Source organism: Pantoea rwandensis (assembly GCF_000759475.1).
Classification (GTDB): domain Bacteria; phylum Pseudomonadota; class Gammaproteobacteria; order Enterobacterales; family Enterobacteriaceae; genus Pantoea; species Pantoea rwandensis_B.
The window spans coordinates 4,300,976-4,327,607 of record NZ_CP009454.1 but is presented as its reverse complement, the minus strand read 5'-3'; the positions used below and the strand labels follow the sequence as shown (position 1 = coordinate 4,327,607).

At 52.7% G+C, this 26,632-nt stretch carries 32 protein-coding genes; 31 read left to right on the top strand and 1 reads right to left on the bottom strand.

All coding sequences use genetic code 11. The features are described 5' to 3' along the window. Positions 1-5 precede the first annotated feature (5 nt). From LH22_RS19905 to LH22_RS19765, 31 genes are all read left to right on the top strand, one after another. On the top strand, positions 6-260 hold the full coding sequence (locus tag LH22_RS19905) for a hypothetical protein (protein ID WP_038649702.1): 255 nt from the start codon (positions 6-8) through the stop codon (positions 258-260). A 176-nt stretch (positions 261-436) separates the two neighbouring features. Then, positions 437-646, top strand: coding sequence for a hypothetical protein (locus LH22_RS19900; protein WP_038649699.1), 210 nt, complete (start codon positions 437-439; stop codon positions 644-646). 523 nt (positions 647-1,169) lie between these two features. Further along, positions 1,170-1,517 carry a hypothetical protein gene (locus LH22_RS20960; protein ID WP_240474679.1) on the top strand — a complete coding sequence of 116 codons (348 nt, stop codon included), beginning with the start codon at positions 1,170-1,172 and terminating at the stop codon, positions 1,515-1,517. Positions 1,518-2,026: 509 nt separating this feature from the next. Beyond that, entirely contained in the window at positions 2,027-2,623 is a 597-nt protein-coding gene (locus LH22_RS20955) for a toxin co-regulated pilus biosynthesis Q family protein (RefSeq protein WP_156102811.1), read from the top strand. A gap of 16 nt (positions 2,624-2,639) precedes the next feature. Beyond that, the gene (locus tag LH22_RS20950; protein WP_156102810.1) at positions 2,640-2,807 is read left to right on the top strand and encodes a type IV pilus biogenesis protein PilM; all 168 of its coding nucleotides are present in this window, start codon (positions 2,640-2,642) and stop codon (positions 2,805-2,807) included. 19 nt (positions 2,808-2,826) lie between these two features. Beyond that, positions 2,827-3,810, top strand: coding sequence for a secretin N-terminal domain-containing protein (locus LH22_RS20945; RefSeq protein ID WP_240474677.1), 984 nt, complete (start codon positions 2,827-2,829; stop codon positions 3,808-3,810). A 332-nt stretch (positions 3,811-4,142) separates the two neighbouring features. Beyond that, positions 4,143-4,505 (top strand): hypothetical protein, encoded by a 363-nt coding sequence (locus LH22_RS20940; RefSeq protein WP_240474675.1) that lies wholly within the window; start codon positions 4,143-4,145, stop codon positions 4,503-4,505. A 2-nt stretch (positions 4,506-4,507) separates the two neighbouring features. Next, positions 4,508-4,786: a hypothetical protein gene (locus tag LH22_RS20935; protein ID WP_240474673.1), complete on the top strand. Its 279-nt coding sequence runs from the start codon at positions 4,508-4,510 to the stop codon at positions 4,784-4,786. Between the two features lie 14 nt (positions 4,787-4,800). Continuing rightward, positions 4,801-5,787 carry a type 4b pilus protein PilO2 gene (pilO2, locus tag LH22_RS19875; protein ID WP_240474672.1) on the top strand — a complete coding sequence of 329 codons (987 nt, stop codon included), beginning with the start codon at positions 4,801-4,803 and terminating at the stop codon, positions 5,785-5,787. Then, the gene (gene pilP / locus LH22_RS19870) at positions 5,774-6,271 is read left to right on the top strand and encodes a type IV pilus biogenesis protein PilP (protein WP_038643481.1); all 498 of its coding nucleotides are present in this window, start codon (positions 5,774-5,776) and stop codon (positions 6,269-6,271) included. The genes pilO2 and pilP overlap by 14 nt, the downstream gene beginning before the upstream one ends. Positions 6,272-6,278: 7 nt before the next feature. Next, complete coding sequence (locus LH22_RS19865; protein WP_038649693.1) at positions 6,279-7,856, top strand: GspE/PulE family protein; 1,578 nt, start codon at positions 6,279-6,281, stop codon at positions 7,854-7,856. Continuing rightward, a complete protein-coding gene (locus tag LH22_RS19860; protein ID WP_038649690.1) occupies positions 7,843-8,958 on the top strand; it encodes a type II secretion system F family protein in 1,116 nt (371 codons plus the stop codon). Before LH22_RS19865 ends, LH22_RS19860 begins: the two co-directional genes overlap by 14 nt. 9 nt (positions 8,959-8,967) lie before the next feature. Then, positions 8,968-9,564, top strand: coding sequence for a type 4 pilus major pilin (locus LH22_RS19855; RefSeq protein WP_038649688.1), 597 nt, complete (start codon positions 8,968-8,970; stop codon positions 9,562-9,564). A 4-nt stretch (positions 9,565-9,568) separates the two neighbouring features. Further along, positions 9,569-10,048, top strand: coding sequence for a lytic transglycosylase domain-containing protein (locus LH22_RS19850; RefSeq protein ID WP_038650309.1), 480 nt, complete (start codon positions 9,569-9,571; stop codon positions 10,046-10,048). Then, the gene (locus tag LH22_RS19845; RefSeq protein WP_038643480.1) at positions 10,045-10,713 is read left to right on the top strand and encodes a prepilin peptidase; all 669 of its coding nucleotides are present in this window, start codon (positions 10,045-10,047) and stop codon (positions 10,711-10,713) included. Before LH22_RS19850 ends, LH22_RS19845 begins: the two co-directional genes overlap by 4 nt. 5 nt (positions 10,714-10,718) lie before the next feature. Beyond that, on the top strand, positions 10,719-12,182 hold the full coding sequence (gene pilV, locus LH22_RS19840) for a shufflon system plasmid conjugative transfer pilus tip adhesin PilV (RefSeq protein WP_430904590.1): 1,464 nt from the start codon (positions 10,719-10,721) through the stop codon (positions 12,180-12,182). A gap of 539 nt (positions 12,183-12,721) precedes the next feature. After that, positions 12,722-13,870: a tyrosine-type recombinase/integrase gene (locus LH22_RS19835; RefSeq protein WP_052059501.1), complete on the top strand. Its 1,149-nt coding sequence runs from the start codon at positions 12,722-12,724 to the stop codon at positions 13,868-13,870. Positions 13,871-14,182: 312 nt separating this feature from the next. Further along, positions 14,183-15,040 (top strand): plasmid transfer protein, encoded by an 858-nt coding sequence (locus LH22_RS19830; protein ID WP_038649682.1) that lies wholly within the window; start codon positions 14,183-14,185, stop codon positions 15,038-15,040. A 17-nt stretch (positions 15,041-15,057) separates the two neighbouring features. After that, positions 15,058-15,771 (top strand): TIGR03759 family integrating conjugative element protein, encoded by a 714-nt coding sequence (locus tag LH22_RS19825; RefSeq protein WP_038649680.1) that lies wholly within the window; start codon positions 15,058-15,060, stop codon positions 15,769-15,771. Continuing rightward, complete coding sequence (locus LH22_RS19820) at positions 15,750-16,361, top strand: transglycosylase SLT domain-containing protein (RefSeq protein WP_034948923.1); 612 nt, start codon at positions 15,750-15,752, stop codon at positions 16,359-16,361. The genes LH22_RS19825 and LH22_RS19820 overlap by 22 nt, the downstream gene beginning before the upstream one ends. Next, a complete protein-coding gene (locus LH22_RS19815) occupies positions 16,358-16,888 on the top strand; it encodes an integrating conjugative element protein (RefSeq protein ID WP_038649677.1) in 531 nt (176 codons plus the stop codon). Before LH22_RS19820 ends, LH22_RS19815 begins: the two co-directional genes overlap by 4 nt. Further along, the gene (locus tag LH22_RS19810; RefSeq protein ID WP_052059471.1) at positions 16,888-17,541 is read left to right on the top strand and encodes a restriction endonuclease; all 654 of its coding nucleotides are present in this window, start codon (positions 16,888-16,890) and stop codon (positions 17,539-17,541) included. The genes LH22_RS19815 and LH22_RS19810 overlap by 1 nt, the downstream gene beginning before the upstream one ends. A 1-nt stretch (position 17,542) precedes the next feature. Next, positions 17,543-17,917 (top strand): hypothetical protein, encoded by a 375-nt coding sequence (locus tag LH22_RS19805; protein ID WP_038649674.1) that lies wholly within the window; start codon positions 17,543-17,545, stop codon positions 17,915-17,917. Between the two features lie 2 nt (positions 17,918-17,919). Next, the gene (locus tag LH22_RS19800) at positions 17,920-18,696 is read left to right on the top strand and encodes a hypothetical protein (RefSeq protein WP_038649672.1); all 777 of its coding nucleotides are present in this window, start codon (positions 17,920-17,922) and stop codon (positions 18,694-18,696) included. Beyond that, positions 18,693-20,810, top strand: coding sequence for a type IV conjugative transfer system coupling protein TraD (gene traD, locus LH22_RS19795; RefSeq protein WP_038650301.1), 2,118 nt, complete (start codon positions 18,693-18,695; stop codon positions 20,808-20,810). Before LH22_RS19800 ends, traD begins: the two co-directional genes overlap by 4 nt. Beyond that, a complete protein-coding gene (locus LH22_RS19790) occupies positions 20,791-21,552 on the top strand; it encodes a TIGR03747 family integrating conjugative element membrane protein (RefSeq protein WP_038649669.1) in 762 nt (253 codons plus the stop codon). The genes traD and LH22_RS19790 overlap by 20 nt, the downstream gene beginning before the upstream one ends. Positions 21,553-22,007: 455 nt before the next feature. After that, positions 22,008-22,340, top strand: a complete 333-nt coding sequence (iraP, locus tag LH22_RS19785) for an anti-adapter protein IraP (RefSeq protein WP_038649666.1) — start codon at positions 22,008-22,010, stop codon at positions 22,338-22,340. Positions 22,341-22,791: 451 nt separating this feature from the next. Further along, complete coding sequence (locus tag LH22_RS19780; RefSeq protein WP_038649663.1) at positions 22,792-23,322, top strand: GNAT family N-acetyltransferase; 531 nt, start codon at positions 22,792-22,794, stop codon at positions 23,320-23,322. Between the two features lie 825 nt (positions 23,323-24,147). Then, entirely contained in the window at positions 24,148-24,405 is a 258-nt protein-coding gene (locus LH22_RS19775; RefSeq protein ID WP_156102809.1) for a hypothetical protein, read from the top strand. 148 nt (positions 24,406-24,553) lie between these two features. Then, positions 24,554-24,829: a hypothetical protein gene (locus LH22_RS19770; protein ID WP_038649657.1), complete on the top strand. Its 276-nt coding sequence runs from the start codon at positions 24,554-24,556 to the stop codon at positions 24,827-24,829. Positions 24,830-24,893: 64 nt separating this feature from the next. Beyond that, positions 24,894-25,148: a biofilm development regulator YmgB/AriR family protein gene (locus LH22_RS19765; protein ID WP_038649654.1), complete on the top strand. Its 255-nt coding sequence runs from the start codon at positions 24,894-24,896 to the stop codon at positions 25,146-25,148. A 361-nt stretch (positions 25,149-25,509) separates the two neighbouring features. On the opposite strand, the gene LH22_RS19760 is transcribed toward LH22_RS19765, so the two are convergent. Next, positions 25,510-25,998, bottom strand: a complete 489-nt coding sequence (locus tag LH22_RS19760; RefSeq protein ID WP_038649652.1) for a hypothetical protein — start codon at positions 25,996-25,998, stop codon at positions 25,510-25,512. Positions 25,999-26,632 lie beyond the last annotated feature (634 nt).

Below are 26,632 nucleotides of genomic sequence, written 5' to 3'. Positions count from 1 at the left end.
ACACTGTGCTCGACCTGCTTTACTTTGGCACCGCTGACGCTCTGGTCATCTACCTGCTTGTTTACATGCTGGCTGCGGGAAGCTCATACCTGATGCTAAAACCGCATGTTGGCTGGCCTGCAATTATTGCCGTTAACCTTGGGGTTTACACGCTGAACCAAATTATCTCTCGCGTCTTTAAAAATGACGATGTCGGTATTGTGGTTGCGTTGGGGTATCTCATAGTGACCTTGCTTCCGCTTTTTCATCTCTTTTTTTAAGGGATCTCATGATCAGCGGAGAACATACAAGGATCAATACCAGCATGGTAACCAGGAGGATTAAATACAGCCCACTCCAGGCTATCGGTACAGGCTCGTTCACTGCCACGCTGACAATCCAGGTAAGCGAACCCAGGTGTACAGCAGGAAGTAAGAACTTATGAAAGCCGTCACCCATGAAAGGTAGCGAATTATGTTACCCCGTCGACCAGAAGGCATTTAACTACGGCTTTATCAATGATAAGAGCGTTGAGCAACCTGTGACTTTTCAGGATAAGAACATCGCCCTTTTCATTAGTTATAGCCTCACAAAAGATGACGCCATAAAAATGGTGGCCATGAACAAGGGCTTTGAGGAAATGGTTTTTATTACTGAAAATCTTTAACGCTTCGCGCGAAATACCACAACAGGGGGAGTGCTCGATGACTTTTTTGTTTTGGATGAGCCGACGCGTGAAAGCTTTGGATTTCGGGTTGCGTATATAATCCCATCTCTTGCGGCTCGCAATGATTGTGCTGCCTCGATTTTCCCGAGATTCGCTGCGGAGGTGAAATGGTAAACTGCTTTTTCAGAGGGTTTGTTTTTAAACTTATACCAGACGTAACTGATTAGCACCCACAGAAGGAGAAGGCTACTGAGCAGAGTCAGCATTCCACCAAATATTGAAGACACCTCACTGATGTCGTAAGTACTTTTCCAGTATTCCATGCATATCTGCCATTGCCACACCTGAATTAACTATCGGCTGTGGATTTTTTTCCTTCAGTAGACAGTAAGAGTTTCGCATTGCCCGCTTTTTCATCACCGCCAGAATAGCACTCCTGACTAAGACTATCCCTGGGTGAATCCTGATGGCAGTACCTTCAAGACGCGCGGCAACGGGAGCCGGCCTGCTCGCCTGCTCTGTCATGTTAGCCAGCTGCAGCAACCCGGCTTCTGACCCTGCGCTATTAACTCATGGGCGTTATCAGCAGCCTGCACGTTTCGATGACATTTACCGCAATCGTGCCCCCGAAGTGGTGCGCTACGATCGCTATACGCTCGTCAGTACGCGCCCGGATGATGCACAGCGCGATCCGCTCAATCAGATTATTGATATCACGATGCCTGCACAGCTGGTTAACACAGTAGGAGAAGGATTTCGCTATCTCCTGCTGGAATCAGGTTATTCACTGTGCTCAGCCACGACTCTCTGCATTTTCGGAACTTCTCAGCCGTCCGCTTCCCGCTGTTCAGCGCGATATTGGCCCGGTTAAGCTGAGCGAGGCGCTGCAAATTCTTGCCGGCCCGCCTGGCGGCTGAAAGTGGATGAAGTTAACCGTGAAAGACTATGATCAGTATCGCCAGTTTGACGCAGCGGCTGCAACGCTCCCCCGGCAAAAAGCCTGTCGGCAATTAACCCGGTTCAGCCGAAACCCTTTCAGTCAGCGGGCCCAGCCGTTCCTGAAAATGCTTTACCCCGTAACCCTTTCACTGGTGAAACCCTGCCGGCTGCCGTCCAAAAAACAGCGTTGACTCCACAGAATCTGGCCGTGCCGTCACCCGTGCTGACAACCAGTGGCCCCCGGAAAGCGCAGAAATCAGCGAACAACCCTCCGGTTAACAATCCGCCGCTATTAGCTAAGGCACCGGTTGCTAAAGTGGCTCAGCAGACCGGTTCTCAGGCTGTGGCAGTTCGTCCGCCGGTAGTCACACAGACTACAGTGAATGCCACACCGAAAGCGTCCTCTGTGCGTCCTGTCACAACGCTCCCTCCCCGCCGCCTGTGAGCAGCCAGACGGCAGCCTCTCCCATTCCGGGCACACCTGTTACCGTCGCCCCGGTGGGTCAGACATGGCGGGCAGAACCGGGTTCAACCCTGAAAGAGACACTCACCGGCTGGGCTTCGAAGGCGCCGTGCAGTAACGGCGGTAACTGGGTCGTTATCTGGCCGGTATCGCTTGATTACCGCATTGATGCCCCTCTCATTTTCCACGGCAACTTTGAGTCGGTGATGGTTCAGGTATTTGACCTCTATCGCAAGGCCGAAAAACCGCTGTTTGCTGAGGCAAACCGCATTCAATGCCTGATTTCCGTCAGCGACACCCTGCGGGCGGGGGCACTGAGATGGGATTCGCGCTGCCGGTCCTGGTGTTTTGTGGTCATTGCATTGATGGCGGGTGATGCGCAGCGTCATTCGTCAGAGCACGTCCGTGCGGCTGTCCAGCAAACGCTGCCGGACCAGCTGGCCGCAGACATGCTGCGCACAGCCGATGCGGTCAATAACTGGCGCCATGGTCGGGCGGTCGCTGATGGTCCCGTTACCCCGCTCAGACAGGCATCATCCCTGCACCTGACAGCCGTATTCACTCCGTCATTCTGAGCAACCGGCTCTGGATATGGGTCCCTGCTACGATGGCGTTTTTGCCGCCCTGCGAAGCCAGTCAGTGACCTCAGCGCTAGCGCTGACCGTCAGCGGCGGTCGCCTGCGCATGGCTGACGGTACCGATATGAATCTTTCCCTGCCCTCCGGAATAACGGAGGGCAGCATTGTTTACCTCAATTAACCACCTCAGGGAGCTGCGGATGCCGCGTATACCTTTCTGCCTGACAGCGCTGGCCACCGCGTTCGTGCTGTCATCCTGTTCGCTGACAGAAATCAGCAAAATGGATAAAGAAGCTTCAGGACAGGCTGACACTGCTCAGCGGGTGTTGCAGAGCCGACAGGCAATGACCCAACCTACCGTCGTCTGGTCCGACAAACCCTGGGTTAACCTGCAGCCGGTTGCGCCCGTCGTATCCACGCCGGACGAAAAAAATCTGCCTGCCTGCCAGATAACGATAAACCGTCCAGACGGTATATCACTGCCTGAGCTTGGACAACGCATTACCGCGCTTTGCGGCATCAGGGTTTCCATCACGCCGGATGCCTTTGCGGCACTCAGCAACGTTTCAACCGGTAGCGTGACAACCTCGCAGATGAATGGTCAGCTCCCTGCGCCTGATGATAATGGTCGCGTACCACTATCACAGATCGGCTCCGCATCAGGGCAGGCTGCACCTGTTCAGCAAAGCACTGCCCTTGTCCGCGGTATCAAATTCCAGGGCGATGTACGGGATCTGCTGGATGTTGAAGCCAGCGGATACGGTCTGTCCTGGCGTAGTGACCGCAGCGGCGTGTATTTCTACCAGCAGGATACCCGCACATTCCAGCTCGTCATTCTCAATACCAAAGTCAACAGTAGCGCCTCAATCAACTCTGGCTCCGGTAATCAGCTGGGCAGCGGAGGGGGAACTACCGGTGGCACGACCGGTGACATCAGCTCGAACCAGAAGACCGATTACGGTATGAACAGTGACCTGTATGATGATATCCGTAAAACAATCGATCAAATGCTGACACCAAAATCAGGCAGATTCTGGCTGTCTGCCGCCACGGGTACGCTCAGCGTGACGGACACGCCGGATGTGCTTGACCGTATCGGACGATACATCGAATACCAGAACAAAGTCCTGAGTCGTCAGGTTCAAGCTAAATATTCAGATAGTCAGCGTCAGCCAGACGCGTAATGAGCAGCTGGGACTGGACTGGGGGCTGATTTATAAATCCCTCAATAACTTTGGCGCCAGTCTGGACCGGCTCCATGGCCCAATGCATCCACATCTGCTGCCAGCGCGGGCATTTCAATTCTCGATACCGCCTCAGGTAACGCTGCGAAATTCTCCGGCTCCAGCCTGCTTATCAAAGCGTTGTCTGAGCAGGGTAACGTCAGCATGGCGCTGAATCAGACTGGACCCGACCGCCAACCTGACTCCGGTGGCCTACCAGCTTTCCAGCCAGAAAGGCATCCCTGTCCAGTTCCAGCTCGACGGCCACGGCGAACGTTGGCGTCACCTCATCAATGACTACGACGACCATTACCACCGGGCTGTTCATGACCATGCTGCCGTTTATTCAGGAAAACGGTGACGTGCAGCTGCAGTTTGCTTTCAGCTATACCAGCCCGCCGCAGATTGAGAAGTTTATCAGCGCCGACGGCAATACCCGTAATGACCTGCCTACAACCTCTACCGAAGGCCTGGCACGCAAGGTGAACCTCCGTTCCGGGCAGACGCTGGTGCTGACCGGTTCGGAACAACAGAACGTCTCCGCAGACAAACAGGGCACCTTTACGCCAGGTAACTTCATTCTGGGCGGCGGTCAGACCGGCTCCCGCGGCCGTACCACGCTTGTCATCATGATCACTCCTGTTCTGCTGAGGTAAACATGCCAGCAATGAAAAAATTGAGCCTTCGTACCGGCGTCCGGATTATGCATCAGCGTCGCGACTGGATGGCCGGAATGCACTGGGAGCCGCAGCGAAACGCTTTGGCCACCCGGTTTCGCAGCCAGTCCTCTCCCGATACGCACTTTGTTGCTGCCGGGCGCGGGAATGCATCGATGCAGGGGCTGGTTTCTCCGGGCCGCGCGCGCCGTCATATTCATTCCCTTGCCGTGGCGTTTCTGCTCACCGAGGGCGGGAAAGCCTGGGGATCTACCGTCTGAGTCACGAAGAGGATATGTGGGTGTTCTTTGCCGCCATCGGCGGCAGCTCTCGGGTGATGGGCGACGTGACCGGCTCGCGCGCCACCATTGAACTGGCTGCAAAAAATTTCCTGCGGTTCAACGACGCCGATGCGCCAGGATTAAGGTGTGCCGCGACGGTGGACGACGATCGCCACGCCAGTACGCTGACTGACAGACTCAGCCGCACTCAGCTTAAGCGCTGCCGGCTGCGTAAGCGCGTCAATGCGATGTCAGTTATCCTGCCGGCGGCCCTCGTCACCCTTGCAGTGGCCTCGGGGATTTACTGGTACGAGACCGCCTCTGAGAAAGCCGAACAGGCGGCTGCGATGGCGGCGTTTCGCGCCCGCATGGCCCTTAAGCCTGAAAAACCGGCCGTGCCCGCACGCGCACCACATCCGTGGGCTTCGCAGCTTCCCGTTTCTGTGCTGCTCAGCAACTGCTGGCTCACCCGTGAACCTGTTTTTGCCTCCGTGGCCGGCTGGCGATTTACGGATGGCGAATGCGTGCCGGAAGGGCTGCGTTTGCGGTTTATTGCCACCCCCGGCGCAACCGTGGAGGACTTTTCCCGCCGCGCACGCGAGCTGCTGGGTCACTCAGCCGTCTTCAACCTGCAGGAGGGCGGCAAAAGCGGCGACGTTTTCATTCCCTTCAAACGCACCTCACCCGCCGGACTCACGGACGAAGCGCTCCCCGGTGCTGACGCTCAGCTCATGCGATTTATTTCCCATCTGCAGCGACGGAATCTCGACGTGAAGTTTACCGAGGTGAAGCCGCCGGCTGTCACGCCGGGTCAGGAAAAAAACACGCCCCCGCAGGACTGGCGGGAATTCTCGTTCTCCGTCAGCTCTCGGCTGCAGCCTGAGCGGCTGCTCCAGGATTTTGATGCCACAGGGCTCCGCCTGACCAGCCTGTCCATCACCATGAGCCCGCAGGGGCAGTTTGACTACACGATGAAGGGGAGCGTTTATGCGCAGAATTAATCCCGCCGGCATGAACTTGCTGCTGGCCGTTCTGCTCTGCGGAACGACACTGCCGGCCCTGGCCAGCGACTCACTGCCGCCCAACGTCACGCTGGGTGAGCTTGAAGCTGCACAGGCGCGAAACCTCATCCTTGAGCAGAAAGTTCAGACAGCCCGTCTCGAGCAGCAGCTGCGTGAAAGCCAGTCCGGGCAGAGTACCGACAGGAATTATCTGGCCACTGCCGCTCAGCCTGCCATGCCACTGATGGCGCAGCCTGCCCCCTCACAGCAGACCGTGTCAGCTGGCGCGGAGAAGCGCGCCGGCAGCGTGCGGCTTCAGGAGATTTACGGACGTGGTAATCAGCTACGTGCCCGTATTGTGCTCCCCGACGGGGGTGTGACAGAGGTGGTGAAAGGGGATCAAATCCCGGGCACCACAAAGCGTGTCACTGAGGTGACGTCCACGCTTGTGCGCCTCAACGACGATTCTGAACTCTCCTTCTGAGGCCATGATGACACCTGATAAAGAGATTATGGATTTTGTATACGCTGAACGGCAGCCAGCCGGTGGCGTGACGCTGCTGATTGATGGTAACCGGCGAAAAGAAGCGGCGATTCAGCGCTGGGTAATGGACGTTACACGCCATTATCCGGCCGCGACAACCGAGTTTGTGACCCTGAGCGAGCTGAACCGTCGTCGGGAAGTGGCTGACCGTCAGGGAATGGGACTGAATCAGGGGATCAGCGAAGCTGACATGGATAAACGGGACGTCAGCGTCTCGCAGGACAAGGTCATCAGTTACATGAAGCTGGGCCATGAGTTCAGTGCTTCTGACATCCATTTTGAAATCAGTGCAGACCGTAAACTGACGATCGTACAGCTGCGGATCCATGGCGAGCTCGAAGTGGTTGATGAGGTGAAAGATGTGGAGGGCATGACGCTGGCATCGACTTCCTACCTCTCTATGTGCGATGTCCGTGAGCAGTCCTTCTTTGCCGGCCGTGAGCAGTCCGGGCGCGTCGACGCAAAGTTTGCCCGCCGGGCCGGTCTCTATGGCGCACGCTACGAGCATCGCCCCACACCTGACGGGCTGATTGTGGTCATGCGTCTTATCCCGGACGACGGCGACAGGGTTCCGACGCTGCCGCAGCTGGGTTTTTTGCCGGAGCAGATAAAGCTTATCATGCAGATCCTGAAGCTACCGGAAGGGATGGTGCTGCTGACCGGACCAACGGGGTCAGGTAAAAGCGCCACGCTGCGCGTCTTCAGCGATATCTGGCTGAAACTTACCGGTGGGAAAAAGCGCCTGCTGACGCTGGAAAATCCACCCGAGGGTCGTATTCCGGGCGCGATTCAGACACCCGTTATGCCCGCCGATAACTCCCCGGAGGCTGTCAGCCGTGCATGGGATAATGCCAACGCCTCCGCGCTGCGCCTTGATCCGGATGCCATCCTGAACGGTGAGATGAGGGACCTTCATTCACTGATTGCGGCCATTTATGCCAGTGAAACGGGTCATCTTCTTCTTTCTACCACACACACACAAAGTGCAATTGGCGCACTTCGCCGTATGGAGCACTTTGGTGTGGACCGTCATCTTCTGGCGGATGCGGCACTCATCACCGGCCTGATAGGCCAGCGTCTGGTGCCACTGCTGTGCGAACGCTGCCGTGTCCCCTGGAAGGTTAAATCCCCTGATCTGGACGCCGATACGCGTGCCCGTCTAGAACAGTACTGCACCATTGAGGGGCTCTGCGATACCAGCAAACTTTACTTCCGCAATCACGAAGGTTGCCCGCACTGTCAGAAAACGGTGCCGCTGACGGGGCGCATTATCAGCCGTGGGGTGACGGGGCGAACAGCCGTGGCCGAGGTGGTCAGGACGGATGCGCGCCAGATGCAGCTCTGGCTGTCACACGGGCCAGCGGTGGCCCGCCAGTACTGGGTGAACAACGGGGGGATCACCCGGCGTATGCACCTGATGCGATATCTGGCAGAGGGGCGTGTCGACCCGCTTGAAGGCGACCTTATCTGTCCACTGGATGAAGATGAGGTCATGCATTGTGAGGTCCCCGATGGCATCCGTTAATCGCTTTACGCCAGACAGGGACATGTCGGTCGCAGAAAAACTGCGCTATCGCCTTGTCAGAGCGACCTTTACCGGCCAGTATCGCCAGCCCTTTTACGAGACGCTGCGCTTTCTGCTGGAGAACCGCAAACAACTTAAAGAGGCGCTGATCATGATCGGTGAAGTGCATACCGATTTTGGCCAGCGCTGGCATCCCTACCATGAGCTGGTCCAGGACTGCCTTGAAGGGGTAAACGATAACCGCCCCGGGCGCGCACTGCAGGATGTCCTCGCCGTCTGGGCACCCTATGAGGAGGCCGCGCTGATCAGCGCCGGGATGGAAACCGGCAATATTCCTGGCGCCCTGATGCAGGCCGACAAGCTCATTCTCGCCCGCCGGCGCATCCTCGGTCAGGTTCTTTTCGCCTCGGTGTTCCCTGTCGTGTTGGTCTTGCTGGGAACAGGACTGCTGCTGGCCAACAATCTGGCGCTGGTGCCAACGATGAGCAAAATGTCCGATCCTGCGGGCTGGACCGGGGCACTCGGCCTGATGAACGGCGTCGCACTCTGGACAGGCCAGTGGGGGCTGACCGCGGCGGCTGTAGCCGCCGGTCTGGTGGTTCTTGCATTCTGGTCTCTGCCGCGGTGGCGGGGGCGACTGCGTCGTTTCGCTGATTACCTCATGCCCTGGTCGGTTTACAAAGACCTGCAGGGCGCCGTTTTTCTGATGAATATTGGGGCGCTGCTCGGTGCCGGCGTGCAGGAACTCAAATCTCTGCAGATCCTGAACGGATTTGCACCGCCCTGGCTGCAGGAGCGGATTGAGGGGGCGATGGAGTGCATGAGCGAAGGGGATTCTCTGGGCCGTGCAATGCGCAACAGCGGTTATGACTTCCCCAGCCGTGAGGCGGTGAACTACCTCTCGCTGCTGGATAAAGGCAGCAGCGCTGCGTCGCTGATTACCCGGTATGCCGACCGCTGGCTGGAGCAGGCCCTGGCGCGCGTTGCCCGGCGCGCGAACGTCACCAAACTCTTTTCTCTCGTTCTGATTATGAGTTTCTTCTTACTCATTCTGCTGATGGTGATGCAGATTCAGGACATGAACACGTTCAGCAATCATTAAGGAAAAATCATGTCATCAAAGGCTTTCCCGCAGCATCAGCGCCATCCCGACCGCGGCTGGGGCATTCTGGAACACGGTGCCATTGCGCTGGGTACCGTCATTGTTATCTGTATTGTTGGTGCATGGGTATGGAGCCTGTGGGGGAAAAAGTCCGTTGGCGTGGAGGTGTCAAATCTCCAGACCATCGTGACCAATGCTCAGCAGCTCAAGCAGACACAGGGGGGATATAACTTCACTAGTGGCACCACGATGACCGGTACGCTCATTCAGCAGGGGGGCGCACCGAAAGCCGGCTGGACCATTCAGGGGACGGCGAGCTCAGGCTCCGCCACCATGTGGAACAGTTACGGCGGGCAGGTCGTGATGGCGCCGGTGGCGACTAACGGGTTTAACAACGGATTTTCCGTGACGACTCAGAAAGTACCGCAGGCAGACTGCATCTCTCTCGCTACCCAACTGGGCTCCGGTGGTGCGTTCAGCGCTATTACCATCAACAGTACGGACTACAGCGATGGTGTTGTGAGTGCAGAAGAGGCGGGAAAATCCTGCTCTGCTGACAGCGGTATGACCGGTAACAATACCCTCGTCTTCACGCACAATGGCTGATGACATGCTGCGTATTTTCACGTTTCTGCTTCTGATCATGCTGTGCCCCCGTGCGGGGGCCTTCTGCTTTGATGCGGCGGGCGCGAAATATCACATTGACCCACTGTTGCTAAAAGCCATAGCAACGGGCGAAAGCAGCCTCCGTCCGGGGATTACCAGTATCAACCGCGATAAAACTACGGGTCGGGCGCTGAGCACCGACTACGGACTTATGCAGGTCAACTCAACACACATTCCTTCGTTGATGGCTCAGGGCGTTATCCACAGCCCTCAGGAACTCCTGACGCGCCCTTGTCTGAACGTGCAAATCGGCACCTGGATACTGGCGAAGCATTTTCAGGTCTGTGGCATCAGTTGGAACTGCCTGGGCTCTTATAACGCCGGCTTCAGAAAAGATCGTCATGAAACCCGTGAGTCCTACGCCAACCGGATTTATGCCATTTACCGCCAGCTTTTGCAGAAAGAACGGGGAGTTAAACTGTGACCCTGCTGACCCTGAGCATGCCGTGGCCCACGCTTATCATTATTTTCCCACTGTGCATCTGCATCTTCAGTGCAATGGCGAGCCTTGTGCGCCTTTATCTGATGACCTCGAATGATGGTCGGGAGTGGGTAAAGGTCTTTTCCACACCCGCACCGGCAGGTATCACCTGGCTTTTCGCAGCCGCAACAGCCTTTATGATTATGTCTCCGGCGCCCGCCCTGGAACGACTACTGGCGGTATTATTCAGCCTTTTTCTCTTCAAAATGACGCTGAGTGATGCCATTACCGGCTTTCTTCCCCGGGAAATGACGGTTAGCTGTCTAATCGCCGGACTGGTCTCTGCTCTTGCCTTTCCCGCTTTCTGGGAACACTTCTTCTCAGCTGTGACCGCGCTGGCTGTATTTGCCGTATGGCGATATGCCACGTTCAGAATGCATGGCCGAGAATGTCTGGGTCTGGGGGATGTCTGGCTGGCGGGCGCCGTGTCTGCCTGGCTGGGCGGACCTGAAGGACTTTCTGCTTTGCTTGCCGGCGTCATATTTTTTGTGATCTGGCAGTTGCTGGTTCGCCGAGTCAGTGAAGGGGGACCGATGGGGCCCTGGCTGTGCACTGGCGCGATTCTTGTCACTTTAACCCGACTTTATCAACCACTCATTACATGGTGAAGCCCGTGAAATCAAACAACTCAATGGACCGGGGATGGGCCATCCTCAGCACCGGCGCTGCACTGATTATCCTTCTGCTGGTCAGCGTATGGGGCTATTCACTGATCAGTGAATGGATGCAAAAGCGCACCTGGATGAACACGTCCGCACAGGTATCACGCTTTACCCAGGCCGTGAAGAGTTACACGGGGCGTTATTACGACACATTGCTCTCGAGTGCCACAACAACGGCCCCGGTCATCGTGACCCCGGTCATGTTAAAAAATACCGGTTTTCTGGAGCAGGGGTTCAGTGAAAATACGATAGATGGTCAGGGATATCGTGCTGCGCTGGTCCGCAATGGGACGAATACCGATCAGCTGCAGGCTCTGGTGTACACGCAGAACGGCTCCGCGCTTCCTTTTCTGGCGCTGCGTCAGATATCCATGGATATCACGTCAGGCATGGGTGGGTATATCTGGACGTCAGGCATCGCCACCGGTGCGATGAGCAGCTGGAGCTTACCGTTGTCACAATTTGGTGTCAGTACCACGCAGGGGCATATTGCCGTGCTGCTGACAACAGATGAACTGGGCGTTGCGCGCGGTGAAAGTGATCGCCTGTATCGTTTTTCCGTTACCGGCAAGCCCGACCTTAATACGATGCATACCAGCATTGACATGGGAGGAAACAATCTCAATAACACGGCCACCGTCAACGCAGCAAACGGTGCCTTCACCAGTAATGTCACTGCGGGCGGTAATATCACCGCCAGTGGAACTGTGACCGGGCAGAATGTGACAGCCGGCTCGAATGTGACCGCGGGTAATGCCATGACGGCAAATAATGATATCCGTTCAAATAATGGCTGGTTTATAACGCGTGGGAGCAAGGGCTGGCTGAATGAGACGTATGGCGGCGGTTTTTATATGTCTGATAACGACTGGGTGCGTGCCATCAATAACAAAAATATTTACACCGGCGGTCAGGTTCGCGGCGGAAGCGTTCGGGCAGACGGGCGCCTGTCTACGGGAGAGGTTTTACAGCTTGATGGTGTCAACTCGGCCGGCGCAGGTTGCTCGCCAAACGGGCTGGTAAGCCGCGACGGTGCTGGCGCCATACTTTCCTGTCAATCCGGTGTGTGGAGTGGATCCAAAAACAGCGGACGTTATTCCTTAGTTGGCAGCTTCACTTCACAGTACAACGGATATAACTCAGCTAATGCAACTATCACTGTGTATGCAGTAGGCGGTAATTCAATCGTGTACAAGGATCTCGGTGATGGTCAGGGCTGTACTAACACCTGGGCGCTGAGTGCTTCTGCAGGTGGCGTAGGAGCAGCGTCTGCATCCGACAATAATCCAGCCTGGGCTAAATCAGGGACGATTTCATTTCAGGTGCCTGCCAATACCGGCTATTCGATCGTTTCAAACCCGCTGCCAAGTCAAGGGTGCTCACCAGGTGCTTTTACCATATATACCTATGAGTAGGGGCTCATATCCGGCTGGTACTAGCGGCAGAGGACTGTATAAAGGTCAATGTCTCCGCCCTGATTGCGCAGACCAACCATTACTGTTCCATCAGGGCACAATGCTAGCCCATCAGCCCCTTCACATCATGGTAGGAAGTCTGTCCACCATACTGTATTGCTCCCAGTGTCAATCCAGCACTTCTCCACACACCGGATTGACAGGCTAGTAAACAAAACATTTTTTCTTAACCAGTCCCTCAAATACTCAAGCAGTTACAAAGTACAAAAATGAGTCTCGAAAAAAGTATCCCAAGCTTTATAAAGATTGGACTGCCCAGTCATATAAGCTGTATCTAAGGTGCCCGCCGGGCAGTTACATCCTCCAGTTGCTGGATTTGGCTGACAAAGTAATTGGTTTTCTGGCACCAATTCACCACTTGGCCAATATTTTCGAAGAACATATTGCCCCCCCTTTGATGAAGGGTTTTTCCACACACCGGATTGACAGTTATGTCATTCAAGATTGTGTTATCTTTCCTGATTTTTCAGGGGAATAGGATGGCACTGCGGAATCGCATAAAAAAAATGACGCTGGTTAAGGCGCTGGATAAATATTTTAGTAGTGTCTCTGTGCATAAGCGCGGCCACCTGCAGGAGTTTTACCGAATAAATGTGTTAAAACGATCGGCACTGGCTGGCAAATTTATGGATGAGATTTCATCCGTGGATATCGCTGATTATCGGGATTCAAGGCTCAGCACAATTAGTACCCGTACAGGTCACAATGTCAGTGCAAATACTGTCAGGCTGGAACTGGCATTACTTTCCGCACTTTATAACCTTGCACGCATTGAATGGGGAACCTGCTCTCATAATCCGGTTGAACACGTACGTAAACCTGCTGCGTCTCCGGGGCGGACCCGTCGTCTCACTTCAGTTGAAGAACGCCGCATTAAACGTGCTCTTCAAAGTAAAAATCCGCAGCTCCTTGCTATTTTTCAACTGGCGTTAGAAACAGCCATGCGTCAGGGCGAAATCCTGTCTCTGAGGTGGGAGTACGTCGATCTTCATATGGGAGTGGCGCATCTGCCTTTAACAAAAAATGGTACAGCCCGGGACGTACCTTTGTCCTGGAAGGCGCGGCAGGTGCTGAAAGAGTTCGCAGGTGCGGTTTCAGGGCCCGTTTTCAGCTACACATCAAATGGATTCAAGAGCGCCTGGCGTGCCCTTCTGTGTGAAACAGGAATTAAGGACCTTCACTTTCATGACCTTCGCCACGAGGCGGTCAGCCGGCTGTTTGAGCTGGGCACTCTGAATGTCATGGAGGTTGCGGCTATTTCCGGTCATAAGAGTATGAATATGCTAAAGCGATATACCCATCTGCGCGCGACACAACTGGTGAGCAAGCTGGATGCGCGGCGTCGTCAGGCGCAAAAACTGGCGACTATTTTCATACCTTATCCGGCAGAGATTGAGGAAAAAGAAGGGCAATACCTTCTGCGCTTCACAGATCTCGATCATACGGTCATAACAGCAGCAACGCGTGAAGAGGCAGTCTTCTTAGCAGCGTCAAGTCTCCTGCGCATTCAGGCGATCGCCGCGCGAGCGGGCAAGAGACTCCCGCCTCCTGGGGAAATTAACGTCCGTGACCCCGGAAGGGTCCTGATAAACCCTTTTGTAACTAAGGAATCAGTTTCCGCAGATTGACTGCCGAAATGATTTTTATGAAAATTAAGTAGTACCAACGAAAGCAAACCTCTAATGACATATTGATACCGCATGCCATTTATTGGTATGCGGTTTTTTTTATCCATTACACCTTATGTGTTGAGTTTTACTGCACTGCTCCTCCAGGTATCTGCAGAGCAGATCTTCCATACCCGTACTCAGTTCATTGATATCCACTTGCTGGCGTCTTCCTGAAATTTTTACAAACGGCTAATGAGTTAATCATCGTTATTCTTCGCGCATTTTTGCACCTTATGGCCGTTCTGCTGTGCAGCCATAAGGAAACCCTGTATGTCACCCAGTCATGCCTCACCCGAGGAACTACTTCCGGATGCGCCTGAGTCTCAGCTCTGTGGGCCAGAGGTGCAGCCCTCTGCTGCAGTCAAGCCGCGTCAGCGACTGCCGTTTAGCCCCCGAAAAATTCTCCTGACCGGCAGTGCAATTTTACTGACTGTCAGTCTGGCCGGATCACTCATTGCGCTGGTTGTTATGGGCAGTCAGGTATCTGACCTCACCATTCGTTTTAACACGCTCGATGCCGCTTTTCGCAGCGGACAGATTGGCCAGCTGACCTCAAATGTTTCGGCAATGGAAAATCGGCTTAAAACGCTTGAACAGCAGGCCGCCGCGCTTGCTGACCTGCCTGGCGCAGTTCAGTCAACCCGTGAACAGCAGGACAGCCTGAAGAGCGCGATCAATCAGCTCCGTGATAACGAAAACACCAACAGCCAGGCGGTGGCTCAGTTGCAGACCCGCGCGGGTGCGCTAGAGCACGACGTTCAGCAGGCTAAAGCCACGCTGGATGAGCTTAACCGCAGGGCAGAACCTGCACAAAAACCTTCAGAGCCTGAAAAGCCCCGCACCGCCAGTGAGGCAGGAAAAAGTCGGACGGCGTCCGCATCAAAAAAGATTAACCGGTCAGTCAGGCGCGCGGTGACGCTGGCTGCACCGTTCGAGCTGACCGGCATTGAACGTCGTGGCGGTCAGACCTTCGCCGTGGTCATTCCCCGGGGTGCCTCGCAGATATCAGCGATGCGCCTGCTTTCTCCGGGTGACAGTCTGATGGGCTGGACGCTGAAATCCACGGAGGGGGGGCATGCGGCCCGCTTCCAGGTCAATGGCAGTGAACAGCTGATCCAGGCTCAATAAGTGGAGCTAAAACGTATATGAGAAACTTTTTACTGGCAGCACTGAGTCTTATGCCATGGGCACTTCAGGCTGCTGAAGTCCAGACGTCACCCGCGCAAAGCGTGGTATCGGTGTTGCAGCAGTCATCCACGAGCGTTCTGAGCGCGCAGCAACAGGCTCAGCAGTGGGGATTATCTGATACCGACTGGAGTCGGTACCAGGCGATGATGAAGGGATCGCGGGGCATTATGTCCCCCGGGCTTGATCCACTCACCGCACTGGGTGTTGAGACTGACAGCTCTGCCGAACGTCGCCGCCTTGCTGAACTCTGGGTCAGACATGAGTATCAGCGAAGCGAGAAGGAGCTGGCTTTTCAGCGAGAAATTAACGCAGCCTGGCTGCGACTGTATCCGGAGACGCTGGCCGTCAATATGGGCAGCAACGCGGCCGGCATTGCGCACGACACGCAGGGCCGTCTGGCCCTCTTTGTGAAGGAAAACTGCACCCGCTGCGATGCGCGCCTGGCCGCCGTTCTGGCCGACAACCGGCCGGTTGATATTTATCTGGTAGGAGACAGCAGCGACGAAGGCATCAGGACATGGGCCATTAAACACAATATTCCGGTAGATAAAGTCCGCAGCCGCCAGATTACTCTGAACCATGATGGCGGCCTGTGGATGCGCTACGGTCAGGGTCAGATGCCGGTCATTCTGCAGCAGGGAGAAAACGGATGGCAGCTTGCCGCATTCTGATGTTCTTTACTGTCCTGCTTTTTGCCACGGGGTCCGCCTTGTCTGCAGAGCTGCAGGTTATTCCCGATGCTTACCGGCAGATTGCAGCAGCTGAACGTGTGCCTGCTGAATCACTGTATTCACTGGCCATGGCAGAAAGTACCCGCCAGACCGCATGGGGGGCTAAGCCCTGGCCATGGACAATAAATGTGGCGGGAAAAGGATACCACTATGAGACGCGGGAGCAGGCCTTTTCGGCACTTATGGGGTTTATGCAGCGCTGGCCCCTGAAGAACATTGATGTCGGCATTGCGCAGGTCAATCTGGGCTGGAACGGGCATTTTTTTCCGACGTATCGTGATGCTTTCGACCCCTATACCAACCTTCGCGCTGCCGCCCGGATACTGAGAGCCTGCTATGACGCCCGACCTGGCAGCTGGCTGCGGGCTGCGGGTTGTTACCACCATCCTGCGGGCGGGCAACACGCAGCGACCTATATGGCCATCGTTCGTCGCAAACTCAGTCAGATCGCACAAGCCAGTATACCGGCAGGCTCAGCTCAGCCTGTGGCGCTGGCCCGCTCAACGCTCACCTGGATTGAACCTCAATGAAAAAACTCTTTCGTCAGGCTTTTACTGTCTCACTCCTTTCAGCCGTTATGGCTGTCGCCTTCAGTGCATGCGCCTCGCTCATCGTCGTGGGCGATTCAGGTGGTGAGCCAACCGCCCCCCTCTTTGACGCCATCAATGCCGGTCAGAACAACTACACCGGCATGCCTGAGTCATTGCCACAGCCGCCCGCCTCTCTGAGCATTTCCGATATGCTGCCGGTCAGTACGCCGGAAATGTCTCCGGGAGTTGTGGCATCCCGGCCACTAAACCTTCCCGGTATGCCGCCGGTATTTGTGCTGGGTGATGACGTGGCTTCACGTCAATGGCTGCAGCAGCATGCTGCATCACTCAGTGGCATGCAGGCAACTGGCATGGTGATAAGCGTCCAGGATGAGCAGGGTTTAAACACCCTGCGTCAACTGGCGCCGGGCGTGGCTATGGTGCCCGTCAGCGGCGGCGACCTGTCTCGCCGGCTGGGGCTGAATCACTACCCCCTGCTTATCACCGCAACAGGAATATCACAGTGATGCCAGTCATTCCCATCGCCGAGCTGCTGAGTCAGCACAGGGGGATGCTTGCTTTGTTACTGGCAGGGACGCTGGCACTTGCCATCACAGTGTTAAGGCCGCGTTCGGTCAGCCAGCGTCGCCATCACCGTTATCAGAAACAGGCGGCCCGGGCACTGCTTCGTCTGCCGCAGCTGCGGGATGACGCGGCCAGAATCACCTGGCTTCGTAAGATGAACCCGTACGTCTTCGAGGAAATGTTATTGACGGCGATGTCCCGACAGGGACTGCGCATACAACGCAACGCACGATACAACGGTGACGGTGGTGCTGACGGTCAGGTCTGGATAAACGGTCAGCGCTGGCTGATTCAGGCCAAGCGCTACAGCGATACCATCCACGCCGCGCACGTCTCTGCATTCGGTCTGCTGACCGAAACTGAACGGGCGTCGGGACTGTTTGTGCACACCGGGCGCACGGGTGAAGTGAGCAGAGAGGCATTCCTCCGCTATCCAGGCATCAGGCTCATCAGCGGTCAGCAACTGCTGAGGCTGCTGGCAGGCGACCGTAGATGGATGGAAAAGCTCAACGTTTCACCTGAGCGACAGACACTGACACGTACTGTTTCAACACCGGCTTTCGCCCTGTCACCTTCTGCCCGAAAGGAACGCTGATATGCGCAAACCTAACACGCCCCCCTCCGAACTTATCTGTGACATGTTGGAATCGGAGAGGGCCAGAACGATTTATACCGTCCTTGGAAACCTGATCCAGTGTGCAATCAGGGTCATTATCTTTCGTCCACTTATCCTTTTCAGCTGCCTGGTGTCGGTCGTTATGGCTGCAGTGCCTGTAGCGGTCTTTATCAGCCCGGCCTACACGCCCGAGGTCCTGAACGCAGGGTTATTACGAACGTTGCGTCTGGTGCCCGACTCGTATATACCGCTGTGCCTCGCCGGTCTGCTCTTCGAGCTGGTATATCAGGTCCGTAAAATCGTCAGGTCCCATCATGACTGGCCAGAAAATGCCGGTAAAGGAAGAGGTCAATAAGCATGAGTGACTTTCTGACGAGAATGGACGCTAATCCACCGCACTGGGCAGGGGACATTATTGGCGTATGGGATGACCACAAATTGCGGCTGCACGGTGGTTTTTTGCGCCGGCATTACTGGACGGATCAGGGTAGCATTAACGTGTTTTGCATTAAGGGAACTGAACACCCGGATTATCAGGGACTCACCTGGCATGATTTTCTGCATCGTGGTAAACGCATGGACCGCAATATCCCCATGCTCGAACGCAACCCGGGGTACTACCTGGAGACTGAACGTAAAAAGCCTTCCATGTATTACAACAGCTACAACGGCATAGACTGGTATATTGGCGCCGACGGCAATCATCGCAGCGGTCTGGCGCGTTTTTTGTTCCATGAGCGGGAAATGGCGTATCTGCACGGGGTGCATCTCAGTCATTACGAGTTCGATGAACCCCTGCTGGCCGTGTATATGGCGCTTCGTGATGAGTTGAGTCAGCATACCGCCCAGGGTTTTTATATGGACCTTGAAGTCAACCACATCCATCGCGGCCGTGAGGATACTGCAGGCTGGAAAACTGATATGTATTCCAGCTCGCTGTATTTCAGCTCGGGCTCCTGGCAGCGGGAGTACCGTGATAATCCCGCCGTCAGTTCAGTCACTGCCGCTCGTGTTGTCTCAAATCCGGAAGATGGCTGGAGACTTCTCCATGAACTCCGCATGTGGCGTGATCAGCGTGCGTCAGCCGGCCGCACCGGCTTTTTTCACAGGCTGTCAGGATGGTGGCGCCCATGAGTAATGATTACGTCATGGAGTCTTTGCTCCGTCCGGCCGTAGAAATGTATTCCGCAACCGTCGCTGCAAGCGCGACCTGCATCTGTCTGACAGCCCCGTGGGCGGTGGCGCTTGCGCCTTCCGTCAGTTGGGTGACTGCTGCGGGTTTTGGAGTGCTGGCCCTGAAGCGCACCCGGCAGGGCCTGAAGATACTGCGCTATCGCCGCAACATCCGCCGTCTTCCCCGTTATGTTCTCACCAGTGAACAGATACCCGTCAGCCGCCGCCACCTGTTTTTAGGGAAGGGGTTCCGGTGGTCAGCTCGCCACACGCAGCGGCTGATGGAAGCGCGTCGCCCGGAGTGTGAAGTGTATGTTCAGCCTTCAGTGCTGTATCGCATGGCGCGTGACGTGGAAAAAAAGATGGAGTACAGCCTCCCCTGGCTGTGCCGCCTGACGCGGACTGATTCAGCTCTTAACCCTTTCCGTCCGTTGCCTCCGGTTGGCGGCAGTCCGGTTTATCATGGTGTCGAACCTGATGAAACCGCTGCCACCTATGATCTTGGTGAGCGCGTAGGGCATATGCTGGTTATTGGCACTACGCGCGTGGGCAAAACCCGGCTGGCAGAGTTGCTCATTACGCAGGATATCCGGCGGAAAAATGCGGCCGGCGAGCATGAGGTTGTCATCGTATTTGATCCTAAAGGCGATGCGGACCTGCTACGTCGAATGTACGCAGAGTCTCATCGAGCGGGGCGTCAGGATAATTTCTGGGTGTTTCACCTGGGCTGGCCTGATATCAGCGCACGCTACAACGCAGTAGGAAGGTTCAGCCGTATATCTGAGGTGGCATCCCGCGTGGCCGGTCAGCTCTCTGGTGAGGGTAACTCTGCCGCATTTCGTGAGTTCGCCTGGCGCTTTGTTAATATCATCACGCGCGCGCTGGTCGCTCTGGGGCAGCGGCCAGACTACAGCCTCATTCTCCGCTATGTCACCAACATCGGTGAACTCTATGAAACCTATGTCGATAATCTGCTGAGTGAAAAAGCGCCGCAGCTTATGAACTCTGTCGAGGCGTTGCTGAGCAACGGAGTAAGCGACAAGGACCTGCCTCGCCATCTTCAGGGCAGACCCAATGGCGCAAAGATATGGGTGTCCGAACAGGTACTGGGGAGCCCTGAGGGTAAAAAGCTCTGGGACCCCGTGCTGGACGGGCTTCGCAGCGCGGTTCAGTATGACCGGACCTATTTCGATAAGATTGTCGCCTCACTGCTGCCATTACTGGAGAAGCTGACAACGGGTAAAACGGCAGCGCTTCTTGCCCCGGATTACACTGACCTCAACGACCCCCGGCCGATTCTGGACTGGCACAACATCATCAAATCGCGCGGCGTGGTCTATGTCGGGCTCGACGCCCTCTCAGATCCTGTTGTGGCCGCCGCCGTGGGTAACAGCATGTTCGCTGACCTCGTATCCGAAGGCGGTCACATTTATAAATTCGGTCTCGGTGATGAAGATGAGGGCCAGTCGTCAAAAGTAGCCATTAACCTGCACTGCGATGAGTTTAACGAACTGATGGGGGATGAATTCATCCCGCTCATAAACAAAGGCGGCGGCGCCGGTTTTCAGGTGACGGCTTATACGCAGACACTGTCTGATATTGAGGCCCGCATTGGCAGCACGGCCAAAGCCAATCAGGTTGTGGGCAACTTCAATACCCTGGTGATGCTCCGTGTGCGTGAGAAGAATACCGCCATGCTGCTCACCGATCAGCTTCCGGAAGTGGACGTCTACCAGAAAACGCTTACTTCCGGGGTTACCGACGTGTCCCGTCCTGGCGAAGGCACGGATTTCAACAGTAACGTCAACGATCAGGTGAGCCTGATAAAAACGCCAATGATAAGCCCTGCCGATATCATCAACCTGCCCAAGGGGCAGGCTTTTGCGCTGCTGGAAGGCGGCCAGCTATGGAAAATTCGTATGCCATTGCCGGCAGATAACGACGACCCGCATATGCCTGCCAGTCTGAAACATCTCGCTGACAGCATGGAGAAGAACTACCACACGGGTGAAACGTGGTGGACGGGCGGTGACCTGGTGTTTACGGGGGGATCGGATGTCACAGCAGGACAGTGAAAACGGGCAGCGCAGCCAGCCAGCTCGTCAGCGGCAGTCTGGCCCGATAGGCATGCTGCTGTGGGATTTTCCGATGGGTCTTATTGGCATTTTGCTGGGCTCATTGCTGGTCAGCCTGCTGATTGAGTACGCCTGCATTGCTCTGCTTTGGCCCGATGAAGGGGCTGCACACAGCTACCGCGTCATGCTGGCAGAGAGCCGGTGGCTGTCAGAGGGGTACACCCGTAGCCTGCTGATGAGCGCGCCGGTCGAGACCGTCAGTCGATGGGTACATGTGGCATGGCAGTGGCTTTTTGTGGACAGCGGATTCAGCGGCTGGCTGCAGTCGTTCAACTCCCTGAGTAAAAAGGGAAGTGGCCTTATTCCGGCGCTGAACGGCGTTGGCGCCTCACTGGTCAGCTGGCTTGAGGTCTATCTTCAGGCAACGGTCTGGGTCACGCTGATTTTCTTTATCCGGGTCATGATCCTCTTTTTGAGTCTACCTCTTTTTGCACTGGTGATCATAACGGGCGTGGTTGACGGACTGGTCCGGCGTGACCTGCGGCGCTACGGTGCGGGTTATGAATCAAGCTTTGTCTATCACCACGCAAAACGTTTCATCAAACCCGCGCTGTACGGACCTTGCATGCTTTATCTGGCATGGCCTACTGCAGTATGGCCAAACCTGTTACTCCTCCCATCAGCATTACTTGTTGGTGCAGTACTGGCTGTAGTGACCGGTTCATTTAAAAAATATATATGAGCGATCTACCACTCACCCAGCTGTGTAATTAACAGAAAGGGTGATTGCGACTAATTTTTGTAGACTTATTTAGCAGGGAAAGTGGCTGCTGTTTTCAGCAAAATCGGCTGACTGACGCCTAAGTAACTTTTGCTTAACCGAAGCCCAATATCTCACATGAAGCCAGGTCAATCATGTTCGTGAACTGTATCGCTACATACTTAGCCTGAAAAGGTTCCTGAAATACTGCCCACAAGCCAGAGAATACTCCTGATTCATTTCGGGCTGCACTTGACTCAGGAGGTATAGTCCCGCATAAACCATAAAATAATCATGGCAATAACCCAATTAAGATTCTGGGGAATTTAGCCTTTGGGTAATAATGAGACCCTAGATAGTCCGGCTCATTTTCAGAGTCGTTCTGACTACAGGATTTTAACAAAAGGTTAAGATGCTTTTTTTGAGAGGTTATCGCGATGAAGAATGTTGTGCTCAGCATGCTTGCTAAAATTTCACAAATTGATGCGGGAATGAAACAGTTAACTGCCCGTGTTGAAGCCCAGTCTCTGCTTATCAGCGCACTCGTTCTGGCAGTAAGTAAAGAAGGGGGCGTTACTGAAATGATCGAAAGTGCGAATAAGGCTATTAATACGGTTATCGAATCCACTGAATCAGATGAACTACTCAAATCAGACGCCGCAATCCTGCTCAGCGAGTTTCAAAGCTTGTTAAATATTTCTCGCGCTGTAGACAGTGCGGACAATGTGATTGACCAGGCTGCTATAGAGGAGCTGAAAAAACCAGACTAATTAACGGTCACTACTGACTTAAAGCACAAAGTACCTTAAGCCTAAGCCTGTCTGTACTCACTATGGCCTTAGCGATATAGAGATGACATAGACTGTAAAACAGTCCCAACAGAATTTAGAAGAGTGAGGGGCGAAGTGGCGTTTACTAACTAAACTGTTGTTGAGGGTTCTGTTATACGGTAAGCCAGAGTTCTTGTTTTCACCTGCGCTAACCAATATGGTCGTGTAACTGGTCAATTAAGAGGAATCTGAACCATTACGCTCAACATACATCAGCAACTCAACTTCACCAACCTTCCCGTTTAAACAGTATGAACCCTGATTTTTTTAAAATCGAGGGTGTAGATAACTGAGAATATTTTCCAGAAGGAATGTAAGTTTTACGACAGTCAACTTGCAAACTGTGTAATTAGTAATATAACGGGCATAGGACATCACTCAGGAGTACCTAATGCTGCTTCAAACTGAACGGCTTCTGTTGAGGCCAGTAAAAGAATGTGACCTGATTGATTTGTATAGAATTTATGGTGATCCGGCAACAAATACATTTAACCCCGCAGGTCCTTATCCGGACATTGATTATGCCAGAAATGTTCTGAAACACTGGCTGAGACACTGGAGTCATCATGGATTCGGATGCTGGGCCATTGCGGAGAAAAACACGCCTTCATCCCTTATAGGTTTTGGGGGGCTGACTCTTCGAAGCATAGAGCTTATGACGGTGAATAATCTAGGTTATAGGTTTGAGACTGCTGCTTGGGGAAAAGGTTATGGAACTGAATTTGCGAGATTTTCGGTGGCTTTTGGGTTCAGTAATCTGGATCTTCAGGAAATTTCAGCCACTGTCAGAGCGCATCATCTGTCATCGCAGGGTGTGCTGAAAAAGTCCGGTCTCCGCTTTATCAGAGAAGTTCACGACGTAGAAAAAGCCTCACCCAGCCTGTTGTACTCCATCAAGAAAAGTGACTGGCTGGGAAACTGATATACGTCAAAGCTTCTAAACTTACGAGAAGTCTACTGAATTTTTAGATTTTTGAGTTTTAAGTGGACGAAAACTCTATGAGACAGGAAAACTGCATATCTGAAAAAGCACGCAGACCAGCTTGAGTCGAGCTTGCTTTAAGATTTTATATTGCCATGATGAATTTTGAAGCTATCACGAATCTCTTCTTAGACACTGGCACATGATAAAAAATGCCCGCCATCATAGCGGGCTAAAAACACAGATATGAAATTCGCGACAGAAGATATCGCACAACAACTTTAACACCCTGCTAATAATTTTCCACGAAATTAATTCAACCATAAGATTTCCCGGCGGAATTATGTTTAATGTTATGATTTGAATTCAAGCTAAGTCTTAAAATTAGTGGTTGAAATTTTATAGGATGAGGTAAAAAGTGTGGGGGTGTAACTGGCTAACGTAATAGTAATTTGATACAAGAAAAACAACACAATGAACCGTAGCGCATTGATCTAATTGATATTTTTAATCCATTCCGATTTAAGCGCCCTTAATTTCATGAAGGCTGATGGTAAGATTTTTTATTGGTTCATAGCCTCAATAAAGTACCCGGGCATGTGCCCGGGTGAATTGATACAAAAATTACACTTATCCAAATTCGGATTTTTCTAACCAGCGCTATTGAAAATAGCCTACCATCGGGTATTGTCAACCAGCCGAGTGTTAAAAACTAATTAAACACGCATCATGAGATTTACCGCTATTTAACTTAACGGAATGTGAAAATTCTCAAGATTGCACCTCTTAGCCATATCCGGGCTTTTTCTGGGAGTATCAAGCATAATGAAGAACGATATGCCATTACGTGACTATTTATTTGAGACGCAGGAACTTATTGAATTGTTGAAGGATTTCAATCAAAAAGGTCATGGCAAGCCGCTATCTGATACCAATAAGTTAAGAAAATTAGCAGAGCTTGCCTGTTGTATATGGGATCATCGGATTCAGGATCTTCCTCTTCAAAGACAACCATCTGAGAAGCGAAGAATGATGGATAGTCACAAATTAAGAACTATGGCTGATGCGATAGGCCGGGATTGACTGCGAATCTAAAATGTTTCATGGTTTTGGTCCGGGTTATCATGCAGAATCATAAAAGGTATGAAAGAAGCTTACGTGGGTATACTATCACTCTACAACAATACATCCAAAATAGTGCCATGTATGTACTCGAACTGGAGGAGCTATCATGTACCATCCTGTCGACGACGACGGATTGACTGATATCATTATTGGCGAGGCTGTAATGATTATTCTAGAAGAAAAAATACCCATTACCCGTACAGCCCTGTTACTACAACTGGAGAGAATTCTGATGACTGAAAATGATGCCAAAAGAAAGCAGGCAACATTTTCCGCCATTTCTCTTGTTAAGGATTCTCTTTCCGAAAGTCCCCCAATGAGGACTTCCGATAAAAAGGATTTTCTAATGGCATTATATGCTGACACCATGACTCGGCACTAAGCTTATCTGTATCATCATTTTTTAAACGCGCCGGCGCAAGCCGGCATAAGGTACAGGAAAAGAAATGCAGCAGAAGAGCAACGAACATGACATCCTCAAACAGTTCAATATGGAATGTCACTCATCGCTCCCGGAAAGAGAGTTGCTTAACAGTATTGCTTTGCAGCTTATGAAGAGAGGAAGCCGTGTAACTAATAAAAGCTTAATTCTTCAAATTTTGACTGAGCTGGAGCTTGAAAAAGACCACGAAAGGCAGGATTTGCTGAGAAGCACGCTCGAATTAGTCGTGGGCGGTACCCCGGATGATGAGGGGTTTTGACCGCCTACTTTTCGTAAAAAATCGGGAGGGATTTATAGGCATAATGACGCTGGTTCAATGCAATTTTGCAGACATGTGATGTATAGCCTGCTGGCATAACTCTCGTGTGGTGAGGTCACTGGTGCGTATGCTAAGGGAGTATAAGCCATAGATAATATCCTGTACCTCAACCGATTGTCCTTGCTTAAGTAGTTCAGCAGTTACCTTTCCTATCAATTGATGTATGTGCTGGTTTTTTATATTTAAAGACACACTCTCTCCTTAATCAAGGATGTTACAATATTATAACACAAACCAAAAAAATTTGGGGAATTCCTCCAGTCGCCTGATTTATAATTTTTTTCGAAAGGGGAGAGCTGCATCATGAATAATTCTTTCTTAGAAACTCGGTTATTACCCCACTTGGTGCTTTCCCTCCACACTCAGTAATGAGCCAGCTGACATATGCCCTTTGGCGTGTAGCATTGATGATTACCCGCTCAATTAGTTCGAAAACCTTTGCTTCTTCAGGTCGACCATTAACCCGGTTGAAAGATATTATCTCATCAAATTCTTCAAGCGACATTGGGGCAATATGATTTATAAACCAGTTATTGCATGCCCTCATGTTTTTTAAAAGTTCATAGGGGTCTGGCGTGAAAGGTGCGTTAAGACAAATATAAATATTTTTGTCTCCTAGAATGTTAGCTTGTATAATTCTGTCAGCCTTATGAATTTGACACATTGTTTTTATCATTTTCTTTCTTTCATTATTGTAGTGCTGAATATCAATATTAATGATATTATTAATCAATTCGTTATCAGCCCATTTTTTATACTTTAATAAAGTAAGCGCTGTTATTCTTTTCACATTTCACCGCACAGTTGCGAATTTTAATGCCCAGCCCTTCCTTTGACTCAAGCTCAGTTAAAAAAATCAACATTAATGTTTTAGCGATACGCCCCCTTTAAAATTAGTCCAAAGCATCCTTCTGTAAACAGTAAGTCATTAAACTAATTATTGACCAGAATGGCGAATTCCCGACCGGCCTTTACAACGAAAATGCTCATATGACACAATAATTGATCTTCAGTAATGTGTTCATATCGAAAGAACAATGTATACCCCTTCCGCTGAATGAATAAAGAGTTTCTTTAGGGGGGGGATTGGCTGCAATTTTCACGAAACTTACCTCTGCAGAACGGAACATCAGCTCAACGTCTCAGACTACCCAAGAAAAAAGTCTTTCACATTCTTCATATCTATACTGCAAATTAAAACCACAGGTAACATGAAGTGACATGCAGCATAATTCATTTAATGCTACATGCAATCTAGCAGTTCTTGTCTAACTGCGGAACGATCTTTCAATAATTATTTTAGCGGAAAGGCAAAGCATAAGGATTACTGATGGTTGGTATCATTTGCTTCTCTTCATAAACATCAGGGCGCCTCATTGATTCGGATAGTGATTTTGCAGAGCGTCTCATAGTTTCTTATATCA